This is a genomic window from Neobacillus drentensis NBRC 102427 (assembly GCF_001591445.1).
Taxonomy (GTDB): Bacteria; Bacillota; Bacilli; order Bacillales; family Cytobacillaceae; genus Neobacillus; species Neobacillus drentensis.
Genome location: NZ_BCUX01000024.1, coordinates 19,169 through 31,131, shown reverse-complemented (window position 1 = coordinate 31,131; position 11,963 = coordinate 19,169). Strand labels below are relative to the sequence as shown.

General features: G+C 41.7%; 12 protein-coding genes. 9 read left to right on the top strand and 3 right to left on the bottom strand.

Annotated features, from left to right (window positions below; translation table 11 throughout):
* Positions 1-26: 26 nt before the first annotated feature.
* The 5 genes from ilvC (at position 27) to leuD (ending at position 5,842) form a co-directional block, all read left to right on the top strand.
* Positions 27-1,061, top strand: a complete 1,035-nt coding sequence (ilvC, locus tag BDR01S_RS13335) for a ketol-acid reductoisomerase (protein ID WP_066251068.1) — start codon at positions 27-29, stop codon at positions 1,059-1,061.
* Positions 1,048-2,592 (top strand): 2-isopropylmalate synthase, encoded by a 1,545-nt coding sequence (locus BDR01S_RS13330; protein ID WP_066251064.1) that lies wholly within the window; start codon positions 1,048-1,050, stop codon positions 2,590-2,592. The genes ilvC and BDR01S_RS13330 overlap by 14 nt, the downstream gene beginning before the upstream one ends.
* Positions 2,593-2,624: 32 nt before the next feature.
* Positions 2,625-3,731 (top strand): 3-isopropylmalate dehydrogenase, encoded by a 1,107-nt coding sequence (leuB, locus tag BDR01S_RS13325; protein WP_066251061.1) that lies wholly within the window; start codon positions 2,625-2,627, stop codon positions 3,729-3,731.
* Positions 3,732-3,835: 104 nt separating this feature from the next.
* Positions 3,836-5,257 carry a 3-isopropylmalate dehydratase large subunit gene (gene leuC / locus BDR01S_RS13320; RefSeq protein ID WP_066251056.1) on the top strand — a complete coding sequence of 474 codons (1,422 nt, stop codon included), beginning with the start codon at positions 3,836-3,838 and terminating at the stop codon, positions 5,255-5,257.
* A 3-nt stretch (positions 5,258-5,260) separates the two neighbouring features.
* Positions 5,261-5,842 carry a 3-isopropylmalate dehydratase small subunit gene (leuD, locus tag BDR01S_RS13315; RefSeq protein ID WP_066251053.1) on the top strand — a complete coding sequence of 194 codons (582 nt, stop codon included), beginning with the start codon at positions 5,261-5,263 and terminating at the stop codon, positions 5,840-5,842.
* Between the two features lie 43 nt (positions 5,843-5,885).
* Here the strand turns inward: leuD and BDR01S_RS13310 are convergent, their stop codons facing one another.
* Positions 5,886-6,200: a DUF3892 domain-containing protein gene (locus BDR01S_RS13310; protein WP_066251051.1), complete on the bottom strand. Its 315-nt coding sequence runs from the start codon at positions 6,198-6,200 to the stop codon at positions 5,886-5,888.
* 162 nt (positions 6,201-6,362) lie between these two features.
* On the opposite strand from BDR01S_RS13310, the gene BDR01S_RS13305 reads away from it, so the two are divergent.
* Positions 6,363-7,103: an RDD family protein gene (locus tag BDR01S_RS13305; protein WP_235846567.1), complete on the top strand. Its 741-nt coding sequence runs from the start codon at positions 6,363-6,365 to the stop codon at positions 7,101-7,103.
* A gap of 239 nt (positions 7,104-7,342) precedes the next feature.
* Positions 7,343-8,902: a glycosyl hydrolase family 28-related protein gene (locus BDR01S_RS13300; RefSeq protein WP_066251045.1), complete on the top strand. Its 1,560-nt coding sequence runs from the start codon at positions 7,343-7,345 to the stop codon at positions 8,900-8,902.
* On the opposite strand, the gene BDR01S_RS13295 is transcribed toward BDR01S_RS13300, so the two are convergent.
* Positions 8,893-9,483, bottom strand: a complete 591-nt coding sequence (locus tag BDR01S_RS13295) for a DUF1836 domain-containing protein (protein WP_066251042.1) — start codon at positions 9,481-9,483, stop codon at positions 8,893-8,895. The genes BDR01S_RS13300 and BDR01S_RS13295 overlap by 10 nt on opposite strands.
* Before the next feature lie 130 nt (positions 9,484-9,613).
* Between BDR01S_RS13295 and trhA the strand changes: the two genes are divergently transcribed.
* Together trhA and BDR01S_RS13285 are read left to right on the top strand one after the other, a co-directional pair.
* Positions 9,614-10,261: a PAQR family membrane homeostasis protein TrhA gene (gene trhA / locus BDR01S_RS13290; protein ID WP_066251039.1), complete on the top strand. Its 648-nt coding sequence runs from the start codon at positions 9,614-9,616 to the stop codon at positions 10,259-10,261.
* Between the two features lie 110 nt (positions 10,262-10,371).
* Positions 10,372-11,193 (top strand): YitT family protein, encoded by an 822-nt coding sequence (locus tag BDR01S_RS13285; protein ID WP_066363188.1) that lies wholly within the window; start codon positions 10,372-10,374, stop codon positions 11,191-11,193.
* Positions 11,194-11,524: 331 nt separating this feature from the next.
* Here the strand turns inward: BDR01S_RS13285 and BDR01S_RS13280 are convergent, their stop codons facing one another.
* Positions 11,525-11,899 (bottom strand): DUF488 domain-containing protein, encoded by a 375-nt coding sequence (locus BDR01S_RS13280; RefSeq protein WP_066251037.1) that lies wholly within the window; start codon positions 11,897-11,899, stop codon positions 11,525-11,527.
* Positions 11,900-11,963: the final 64 nt, after the last annotated feature.

The window sequence follows — 11,963 nt, the reverse complement described above, 5'->3', positions numbered from 1 at the left end:
AACTTACCTTGAAAGGATGATCGATAATGGCAAAAGTACTATATAACGGAGATATTCAAGAAGAGGTTTTAAAAGGAAAGAAAATCGCAGTAATTGGCTATGGTTCACAAGGTCATGCACATGCCCTAAATTTAAAAGAAAGCGGCTTTGATGTTGTTGTTGGATTGCGCGGTGGAAAATCATGGGATAAAGCAGTGGAAGATGGTGTTGATGTTCGCACTGTTGCTGAAGCAACCGCTGAAGCTGATGTAGTAATGGTTCTTCTTCCTGATGAAATGCAGCCAAAAGTTTACAAAGAAAGCATTGAACCAAACCTTGAAGCAGGTAATTCCCTTGTTTTTGCGCACGGCTTCAATGTTCATTTTAACCAAATTGTCCCTCCTGCTGATGTAGATGTATACCTTGTAGCACCAAAAGGACCAGGACATTTAGTACGTCGTACGTATACTGAAGGTGCTGGTGTTCCTGCCCTTTATGCAGTGTACCAAGATGCGACTGGTCAAGCACGTGACCTTGCCCTTGCCTATGCAAAAGGAATTGGTGCTGCCCGTGCGGGAGTTCTAGAAACTACATTCCAAGAAGAAACAGAAACAGATCTTTTCGGAGAACAAGCTGTCCTTTGCGGCGGTACAACAGCCCTTATCAAAGCAGGATTTGAAACTCTTGTTGAAGCTGGTTATCAGCCTGAAGTTGCCTACTTTGAGTGTTTACATGAATTAAAACTAATCGTAGACCTTTTATATGAAGGTGGCTTTGAAAATATGCGTTATTCCATTTCCGATACTGCACAATGGGGAGATTTCGTTTCAGGACCACGTGTCGTAAATGCGGATACAAAAGCTCGTATGAAAGACGTATTAACAGATATCCAAACTGGAGTGTTTGCAAAAGGCTGGATCCTTGAAAACCAAGCAAACCGCCCACAATTCAACGCCATTAATCGCGCTGAAAACAATCACCAAATTGAACAAGTTGGCCGTGAGCTTCGTGCATTAATGCCGTTTATTAAAAACAAACCAGTAAATGCAAAGAAGGAAGTGGTGGTAAATGGTTCACGTTAACATCTTCGATACGACATTACGCGATGGCGAACAGTCCCCTGGTGTGAATTTAAACCAGCTTGAAAAATTAGAAATCGCAAGACAACTTGAACGGTTTGGTGTTGATATTATGGAGGCCGGTTTCCCGGCTTCCTCCCAAGGCGATTTTGAAGCAGTAAGAGCAATCGCCCGGAATATTAAAAATGTATCAGTCACAGGCCTGGCAAGAGCGACGAAATCGGACATTGACATTGCGTGGGATGCGTTAAAAGATGCTGCAGAACCAAGGTTGCATGTTTTCCTTGCAACCTCCCCTATCCATATGCAGTATAAACTAATGAAAACACCTGAGGAAGTCACTCAAATTGCCGTAGATATGGTTTCCTACGCAAAACGAAACTTCCCTCATATTGAATGGTCAGCTGAAGATGCGTCTCGCTCAGACCTTGATTTCCTTGTTCAAATAATTACCAAGGTCATCGATGCCGGTGCGACAGTCATTAATCTACCTGATACGGTCGGGTATACCACACCAGAAGAATATGGACGGATGTTCCGCTATATCCGCGAAAACGTTCCTAATATTCACAAGGCTTCCCTATCTTGCCACTGTCATGATGACTTAGGGATGGCTGTTGCCAATTCACTTGCTGCCATCGAAAACGGGGTGACCCAAGTCGAAGGTACCATTAACGGAATTGGAGAACGTGCCGGTAATGCTTCGTTAGAGGAAATTGCTGTGGCCTTAAATATTCGCAAGGATAAGTATCCTTACTCTACCAATCTCGTATTGAAAGAAATTAAGCGTACCAGTGACCTTGTCAGCCGCTTTACAGGCATGCTCGTTCCTCCTAATAAAGCAGTCGTTGGAAAAAACGCCTTCGCGCATGAATCAGGAATTCATCAGGACGGTGTCTTAAAAAACACGTTAACCTATGAAATTATTACCCCTGAATTAGTCGGGGTCAAATCCAATGATTTAGTTCTCGGCAAACATTCCGGCCGACACGCCTTTAAAGATAAAATTGAGCAAATGGGCTTTGAACTTTCGGATGATAAACTTGTTGAAGCGTTCACTGCTTTTAAACAATTGACCGACCGGAAGAAAGAAGTTACCGATGAGGACCTCTTTGCTATCTTAACCGATATTCAAACGACAGCAGTTGATATTAAAAAATATGAACTGGTTGCCTTTCAAGTCCATTACGGATCAGCGAACTTGCCGACAGCCACTGTGGCACTAACGACACCGGAAGGTATTCGAGTAGAAACCGCCCGTACTGGTTCTGGTAGTGTGGAAGCCTTGATGAACACCTTAGAAGCATTGATTAAAGAAGAAATCCATCTTACAGATTTTAGGCTGAGTTCCATCGGTCAAGGACGGGATGCACTGGCAGAGGTCCATGTGAAAATGACCGTGAACGGTACACCTGTAACCGGACGCGGCTCAGCACAAGATGTACTAGAAGCTTCTGCAAAATCATTCTTGAACGCTGTGAATCGAGTATTTTTTAATCAAAATACTGCAGTCAAAGAAACTGCAACTCTATAAAAAACAAACAATAAATGAGGAGGTTGCTTCTAATGAAAAAACGTATTGTCTTACTTCCCGGTGATGGCATTGGTAAAGAGGTTATCAATTCTGCGAAAGACGTGTTAAATGCAATTGCTGAAGAATACAATCATACATTTAGTTTTGAAAGCCATGAAATCGGAGGAGCAGCCATTGACCTTTATGGCACACCACTTCCAGAAACAACCGTAGATGCTTGTAAACAAGCGGATGCGGTATTGCTGGGTGCTGTTGGCGGGCCAAAATGGGATAGCAACCCCTCCCATTTACGTCCTGAACGAGGCTTGCTTGGAATCCGAAAGGCACTTGATTTATATGCAAACTTAAGGCCAATCAAGGGATTTAAAAATCTTCTCCATGCATCACCCTTAAAGGAAGAAGTAGTCTCTGGAAGCGACCTCCTTATTGTACGTGAATTAACTGGCGGTCTCTATTTCGGAACACCTAGTGAACGCCGTGACAACGGAAACTCGGTTGTTGATACATTAGTGTATTCCCGTCAAGAAATCGAGAGAATTGTTGATAAAGGCTTTCAAGCAGCTCAGCAACGGCGCGGTCATCTAACTTCGGTTGATAAAGCGAATGTGCTTGAATCTAGTAAGCTATGGCGCGAAATTGTCGAAGAGAAAAAAGCTCAGTATCCAGACGTAGCGGTTGAACATGTATTAGTCGATGCTGCGGCGATGAAGTTAATTACGAACCCAACCCAATTCGACGTAATCGTTACCGAGAATCTATTCGGCGACATCTTAAGCGATGAAGCCTCTGTTATTACAGGATCACTTGGTATGCTCCCTTCTGCCAGCTTAAATGAGAATGGGGTCGGCCTTTATGAACCGGTTCATGGTTCTGCCCCGGACATCGCCGGAAAAGGTGTGGCTAACCCTGTTGCAATGATTTTATCAGCAGCACTGATGCTTCGCTATTCCTTCCAACTGAATGACGAAGCAAACGTGATTGAGGATGCGGTTCAAGCGGTTTTAGATGCCGGTTTCCATACAGGCGACATTCAAGTTCCAGAGGGACGTCTAGTTGGAACAGCTGAAATGACAAAGCTGATTGCTGATTATATTAAATCGCAAAACGCCTCAAAATGTATCGCCAGTTGTTATTTCTAAATGATTGATTCGGTGGGTAAATCGTCTTTATTTGGCGGTTTACCCCTAAATTTATCTAAAATATAGGTAAGACCCTATAAATTCATTATGTGAGGAAGGACGCTATGCATACACCAAAAAATATTATCCAAAAAATTTGGGAAAAGCATGTTGTACATCAAGAAGAAGGAAAGCCCGATTTATTATATATTGATTTACACCTTGTTCACGAAGTAACCTCTCCTCAGGCATTTGAGGGCTTACGAATGAATGGGCGTAAAGTGCGGCGCCCGGATTTAACTTATGCAACAATGGATCATAATGTTCCAACCCGCCAACGTCTAGTGATCAATGACCCTATTTCAAAAAAACAAATCGATACTTTACAAGAGAATTGTCAGGAATTCGGGGTTACACTCGCTGACATTCATCATCCGGATAACGGAATTGTCCATGTAATCGGACCTGAACTCGGGCTTACCCAGCCTGGTAAAACCATTGTGTGCGGTGATAGTCATACTTCGACACATGGTGCATTTGGTTCGCTTGCTTTTGGGATTGGTACAAGCGAGGTCGAGCATGTTCTTGCAACACAAACACTGTGGCAAGCACCTCCTAAAACGTTAAATGTCAAAGTCAATGGAAAGCTTGGTACAGGTGTAACAGCAAAAGACTTAATCCTTGCCATCATCGGTAAATTCGGTGTCCAATTTGGAACAGGTTATGTAATGGAGTACACAGGTGAAGCCATCCGTTCCCTCTCTATGGAAGAACGGATGACCGTTTGTAACATGTCGATTGAAGCAGGTGCAAGAGCTGGGCTTATCACTCCAGATGAAACCACTTTTGAATACTTACGTGGTAGACGCCATGTTCCTCAGGGAGAAGCGTTTGAAGAAGCGGTTGCGGAGTGGAAAGCTCTTGCTACCGATGAAGGTGCATCCTATGACCGTGTCGTTGAAATTGAAGCTGCAGAAGTCGAGCCACAGGTAACTTGGGGAACAAATCCTGGAATGTGTATTCCAATTACGGCTAATGTTCCAAATCCGGACGAAACTGAGAAACCTAGTGAAAAGGACGAAATTAAACGTGCGCTTGAATACATGGGCCTTGAAGCTGGTCAGCCGATTTCAAGTGTAAAAATCGACCATGTTTTCATCGGTTCTTGTACAAATTCACGTTTAAGTGACCTGCGAAGTGCAGCTGAGGTTGTCCGCGGCAAAAAGGTCAGCCCTACGGTTACAGCGATCGTTGTTCCAGGTTCATTTAGCGTGAAGCTTGCGGCAGAAAAAGAAGGTCTTGATAAGGTCTTTACCGATGCAGGCTTTGAATGGCGTGAAGCAGGCTGCAGTATGTGCCTAGCAATGAATGACGATATCGTTCCACCAGGTGAACGCTGTGCCTCTACTTCCAACCGGAACTTTGAAGGACGTCAAGGGAACGGTGCTAGAACCCATCTTGTTAGTCCTGAAATGGCGGCCGCTGCCGCTGTGGCAGGTCACTTCGTTGATGTTCGCCAAGTCTCTGCAGCACAGGAGGTTAGATAGTTTATGGAACCGTTAAAGACTCATCAAGGCCTTGTTTACCCATTAAATCGGTCAAATATTGATACTGACCAGATTATTCCAAAGCAGTTTTTAAAGCGGATCGAACGCAGTGGCTTTGGCCAATTCCTTTTTTACCATTGGCGTTTTGATGATGAAGGAAATCTCCGTCCAGATTTTTCTTTAAATAATCCTAAATATCAAGGCGCTTCGATTCTTGTGGCCGGTGAGAACTTTGGCTGCGGCTCCTCTCGTGAGCACGCACCATGGGCTGTCCAGGATTTTGGATTCAAGATTGTCATTGCCCCAAGTTATGCGGACATTTTTAAAAACAATTGTGTAAAAAATGGGATCCTCCCAATTCAGGTTAGTGACGAACAAGTTCAGTACATCATTAGAAAAGCTGAATCGGAAGAATACCAATTAACCGTCGACCTTGAAAATCAAGTGGTTTATGATAACGAGGGCTTCAAAGTTTCATTCGACATTGTCCCATACCCGAAAGTCATGCTGCTAAATGGCTGGGATGAGATTGGTGTTACCCTAACGTACGAGGATAAAATCGCTGAATATGAACTAAGTAAATAATTCAAAAATGAGCTTGGAAACCCAGGCTCATTTTTGATTGCCATTAAAATTCAGGTAAATGGTCTAAATTATTTTCTTTGATCCCGTCTGGTTCACTGCGGATAATGTCACGCCCGTATTTGTGGAAGACATCTACATGCGCAATATTCCCAGCCTTAGCCTCATTTAAAGCCGTGATATAATCCAACTCACGTCCAGTGCTCGTTTTAAAAGCAATAAGGTCTCCGTCATCGTTCTTCCTAACCGACACGAACTCCTCTTTTCCATCAGGGTTACTCTGAGCTGCTTCCACTTGTGCTCGCTGTTGGCTTTCCTGCTTGTACTCCTCATATATTTTTTGATAATCTTTTTGTTCCAACGCTTTCACCTCCGAACACTTGTTAGTATTTTTCTTTTTGAAAAAATTATCCCAACGTAGAAAAGTGTCGAAAATTCTTCAAATTCGACCGATATTGGAAAAAACTACAAATCTCCTTACGTGGTATAATTTACCTAATTGGGGGGCGATCAATTGGAACCAATGGCAGGAAATGCATGGTTTTATATTCGAGATCATCATCAACAGGGGCCAGTGGGGTTGTTTGAACTGAAAAAAATGTTTGAACAAGGCGTTTTGTCAGGGGAAACATTTATTTGGACAAAAGAGATGAAATGCTGGCAAATGGCGAAGAGTCATCCTTATTTTTCAGAGGACTTCTTTCTGACAGATTATGCAGAACAACCACAAGAAAATTTAGCGGGTCAATGGAAGGAACAACAAAAGGATACGTATCCGAATGGAAGACCCTTTGTTCGTTACATTGCCAGACTGTTCGATCTTTCTTTATTTTCATTGTTTCTTATCACATTAGTATCAATCTTCTCACCAAAATTTGTGGTAGCTTCATCACCCATCTTTATTTTTATCCTTAGCTTAATCCTCTATATTTTAGTAGAGGCCATCATCCTCTCCATATTTGGGAACACCTTAGGTAAATTTATCCTCAATGCACGAATAAGAACGATGACTGGAGAGCCAATCACTTTTATCATGGCACTTAAGCGAAGTATTTTAGTGACGGCAGTCGGAATGGGATTTGGGATCCCATTGATTAACCTCATTTGCTCTTATTTTTCTTATTTTGATCTTAGAAAGAATGGAAAATCAACTTGGGATCAGCACATTGGGACTGTGGTTTTATATGGTCAAGTTAATTTAGCCCGTATTCTTTTCGTTAGTCTTTTCTCCCTTGCGCTTATAATTGCCGGGTTTGTAATTTAGCAATTGCTTTGTGAAAAACTGAACAATAATAGCATAGACTCAAAAAATTCAGAACCCACCAATCGCAACTCATTGGAAAAAGGGTCAAAATTAAGATTGGCCCCTTTTCATCATTTAAATATCTCCTTTTATCAAAGTAATTTCAGAAAGATTCTCCCCCAAAAATGTAAATATTATTTATCGTCCAAAAATGTCATAATACTTTTAATAAGAATGTTGATGATTGGGGTGAAAAATAATTGTTAGACAAATATCATGATCCAAGAAAAAACGGTGCCTTGCTTGAACAGTTAGCGGACCGGCTGGTAGACATCAAAAGCGCCTTACAAGAAACAGAAAAACTATTTAAACAAGTTAGAAGAAAAGAGATTCCTCTCAGCCCGCATTCTGCACCTTCAAAGTCTTTATATCAAAAAGTGACGGAGGCTTTTTTTCGACCATTATCCACTCGTTCGTTTTCCAGTGAACAAGTTAAAATCAAGATGAGTACGGATGGGAACATTTTTCCTGATTGGAAAAGCCTATTAGATGAGGAATATTCTAATTTAGAAAATAATGTGGGGAAAGAGCTCAATGTGGTAGATTTCGGTGCAATTGGAGATGGAAAAACGGATAATACCCTTTCTTTTAAAAAAGCGATTGGCGCTGGCCGAGTGAAAGTAGTTGTACCCGAAGGAGTATTTATTACGAAGGAAATTCGGCTGCCGTCATGGACCATTCTAGTTGGAGCGGGAAAAGGTGTAACGACGATAAAACTTCATGATTCGGCTAAAAAAGGCACCAGACTGATCACAAACATGAATCATTGGAGAGGAAACCATCATCTATTCGTCGGTGCCCTAAGTTTGGACTGGAATGTAGAGAGGCTTGGCGATGCTGGGAAAACAAGTACGTGGGGAAATCATTCGAGCTGCTTAACGTATGCAAATGTGACCTTTGGCTGGGTAAAGGATGTTGAAGGGATAAATCCGGGGCTGCATTGCTTTGATATCTCATCGACTTTGTACAATTATGGGGGCGATGGCTTACGTGCCCGCGGGGGCAGCAAGTATGTCTGGCTCGATAATTTAAATGGCTATGGCTTCGGCGACGATGGGATCACCACTCATCACAGTGATTATATTTTCATCTCCCGCTCTCATATGTGCGACCCAAGTGGACGTGCCCACCGAAAGGGCTTTTCGAATTCGAACGGGATTGAGATTGATGACGGTTCGAGGAATGTTTTGCTTGTCAATAATTCTTCAGCTCGGTGTTTTGGCGGGGTGGAAATTAAAGCGCACAAAAATTCCACGGCCGCTTCAAATGTACAAATTGTCGGACATATTTCCGTCAGCGATAACCGTTCGTTTAACTTCCGTCATATCGGACATCACAAAAGTACAGACCCTGAATCACAAACGGCCTACAATATTTGTGCCACCCATCTGGTAGTCCTCGCTCCGGTCTTTACTGAGTTATATAAAGACTCTACACCGCGTGGAATGGTGATCTCCGCTTATAAAAATGTTGTGATTAACCATTTTACTTTAATTGGTGATCCAGATTATGACTACAAAGGCAACCCGGTAATTGCTGTACAATATCGGGCTAGAAATATTGTCTTGCATAATATTTCTTTTCGAGATTTTAGAAAGGCTGGAAGTGATATAAAAATATTCGGAGGCGAAAATCGAGCGGATTCTATTCAAATTAATGATGTGATAAGCCGAAATTCCGCGCCCAAGCAGATTGATATCGGCTTAGGAGTCGAAGATATTTCCATTAAAAATACGAAAAGCGTCAAAAATTATTTGTGACGCTTTTCGTATTTTTCTACAGTCATGTCATCAACCAGTTTTTCAGCGACTTTCCGATATAAATTACTCATATGAACAAGTGAAGAAATCATTAACACCTGTTCAAGATCGGCTGAGTTTCCTTTTTCATCCTCAGTAATCTCTTCATTCACATCCTTTACCCTTTCCGAAATGTCAGCTTTAAAATCCTCGACATTTTGTCGTGTTAAATGCAGATAACTAGAATAAAAGGACTCTAACTCCATCTCCTCTTTGATAATTTTTTGATTAATCGCTTGAAGTGTCACTTTTATATCATTGATGGAAAGTGCCCCTTTTAATTGGTAAATCAAGCTCATCAGGATGAGGTGTTTTTTTGAATACTTCTTATTCTGGATTGGAAAAATGAGTTTGCCTTTTGCATAGTTGTTAATCATCGTTTTGGTGAGAACCTTGTCGTCTTCATACCGCTTCGTTTCGTTGAATTTATTTTCAAACAACTGAATCACTTGGTCCATGTATAAATCTATTTGTGGAATCTCATCTAAAGCTAGGCCTACATCTAAGCCAAGTTTCTCAATAATTTGTTGGATATTTTCCATTCGTTTAACCCCGTTCATTGTCATTATTTTTTTATTATACCTTAAGATATATGCATTGACTAGATGTTGATATGCGAGTATTATTATAAGTAGTTATTAAAACTACATGCAATGTTGGGAGGCAATTAAAATGAACAATTACATTCGCGAACCAATCAATGGACTTACCCATTTAGCCGGAGCCATTTTATCTTTTGTCGGACTACTTGCGATGGTTATCAAGGCGGCAGCAACGACAAATTCACCAACTGCCATTACTGCGGTCATTATTTTCGGGGTAAGCATGATTTTGCTTTACTCGGCATCGGCTACCTATCACATGGTGATTGCTCAGGATCAAGTGATTGCCTTTTTACGGAGACTGGACCATTCGATGATATTCATTTTAATTGCCGGTACGTACACACCCTTTTGTTTTATCAGCCTGAACGGAAAAATAGGCGCGATTCTCTTTTCGATTATTTCTGGGATTGCGATTAGCGGGGTTGTCTTTAAAATGGTCTGGTTTAATTGCCCGCGCTGGATTTCAACTGCCTTGTATTTAGCGATGGGCTGGATGATTGTATTTGTCTTCTCGCCGCTAACCGTCAGCTTAAACCCGATTGGATTATTTTTGCTCATACTTGGGGGCATTTTCTATACCATTGGCGGGGTCATTTACGGAGCAAAGCCTAAGTTCTTACAATCAAAATACATGGGCTTCCATGAGATTTTTCATATTTATATATTGCTTGGGAGTTTGTCTCATTTTTTAACCGTTTTCCTATATGTTATTTAATTTTTTATAACGCCTTAATTGAAGGGCGTTTTTTTTTTTGAAAATAAACTATCCACCCTTCGGACAAAATAACACCATGAATACACCACAAAATGATCGAGGTGTTCCTGTTGTTACGATTGATTTTTCAAATGATTGCCATTGGACTTTGTTCCATGTTATTCGGATTTGCCTTTAACACCTTCCTTATTCCTCATCAATTAACATCCGGTGGTGTCACAGGTATCGCCTTTTTTATTCACCATTTTTTAGACGTCAATACCGGGTCGATTATTTTGATTATTAATATTCCTTTATTTCTATTAGGAGTAAAATACTTGGGAAAAAAGTTTATTTTGCTGACAGGCTATGCTGTTTTTGTTTTATCAATGAGTATGAAATTTATTCCGATTCACGCCATTAGCAATGACATTCTTCTTTCTTCCATCATTGGAGGGGCTCTTTATGGTATTGCCGTTGGAATTATCATTCGGATTGGAGGCTCAACTGGCGGAACGGATATTGTTAGTCTCACACTGGCGAAAAAAAGGAACCTGCAGGTGGGCTTTTTAAATATTTGTATGAACTTTTTGGTGGTGGGGATTTCCGGGCTGATTTTTGGATGGGGGATCACACTTTATACGATTATTGCTATTTATGTGTCCGGCCGCGCCGTAGATATGGTGTACACTAATCAAAATAAATTAACGATAACGATTGTGACGGAAAAGTTTGAAGAGCTTACGGATGCGCTAATCCATTTGCATGCACGCGGCGTTACAGTAACGGATGCAGAAGGTGCATACACCCATAAGCCCAAAAAGGTGTTAACTACGGTGATCACCAAATACGAATTAAATGAAACAAAACATGCGATTAGAACGGTAGATCCGAAAGCTTTTGTAAACATAATGCAGACGATGGAAGTGATGGGCCGTTTCCGCAGAGATTAATAAGGGACTGATGCCCGTTGTGGTTCATTTTTATAGTTGAAGGTCATTAGTCGCGTTGACTAGTTACCGTGGAGGAGATTTTTTAGGATTCACGGGCATTAGTCGTCTTCACTAGTTACCGTTGATGTGATTTTTTATGCTTCACGGGCACTAGTCGCGTTGACTAGTTACCGTGGAGGCAATTTTTTGCGCTTAACGGGCATCATACACTTTCTATGATTACCGATCATGCAATTTTCCACTCTTCAAGGTCACCATACGCCTCCTATATTTACCATTCATCCTTTTTTTCAGCCTTCGCGGGCACCATACACCGGACATCACTCCCATTTCATCGTTCCATCTCAGCTAATCTGCCTAGTTCCTCCATCAATACCAATGCGTGATTGTATACCGGGTCCTTTGCTCCATATAAGAGTGTTACTGGGCCCTTCGCTGCCATTTCAACGATTCCCAGTATATACTCTCGCTTCTGTTCAACTGAGCGAAGTTCATCAAGGTATCTGCGACGAAATTCTTCGAATAACTCGGGCTTATGACAAAACCACTTCCGTAGTTCGTTGCTAGGAGCTAGATCTTTATGCCAAAACGAAAGCCTCGCCGCTTCTTTCGAAATCCCCCTCGGCCACAAGCGGTCAATTAAAATACGGCACCCATCCGATTCGTCGTAGGGCTCATAGACCCTTTTCATAAAAATATTTTCCATACTTAACCTCCAATTGGTGTCAGGCACCAAATCGCCACTACGTCCACCCCGTATGGACAAACCC

What these genes read in the sequence shown, in the direction of transcription:
- ilvC (WP_066251068.1), top strand. Translation starts at nt 27, where the DNA reads ATGGCAAAAGTACTATATAACGGAGATATTCAAGAAGAGGTTTTAAAA.
- BDR01S_RS13330 (WP_066251064.1), top strand. Translation starts at nt 1,048, where the DNA reads ATGGTTCACGTTAACATCTTCGATACGACATTACGCGATGGCGAACAG.
- leuB (WP_066251061.1), top strand. Translation starts at nt 2,625, where the DNA reads ATGAAAAAACGTATTGTCTTACTTCCCGGTGATGGCATTGGTAAAGAG.
- leuC (WP_066251056.1), top strand. Translation starts at nt 3,836, where the DNA reads ATGCATACACCAAAAAATATTATCCAAAAAATTTGGGAAAAGCATGTT.
- leuD (WP_066251053.1), top strand. Translation starts at nt 5,261, where the DNA reads ATGGAACCGTTAAAGACTCATCAAGGCCTTGTTTACCCATTAAATCGG.
- BDR01S_RS13305 (WP_235846567.1), top strand. Translation starts at nt 6,363, where the DNA reads ATGGCAGGAAATGCATGGTTTTATATTCGAGATCATCATCAACAGGGG.
- BDR01S_RS13295 (WP_066251042.1), bottom strand. Translation starts at nt 9,483, where the DNA reads ATGGAAAATATCCAACAAATTATTGAGAAACTTGGCTTAGATGTAGGC.
- trhA (WP_066251039.1), top strand. Translation starts at nt 9,614, where the DNA reads ATGAACAATTACATTCGCGAACCAATCAATGGACTTACCCATTTAGCC.
- BDR01S_RS13280 (WP_066251037.1), bottom strand. Translation starts at nt 11,899, where the DNA reads ATGGAAAATATTTTTATGAAAAGGGTCTATGAGCCCTACGACGAATCG.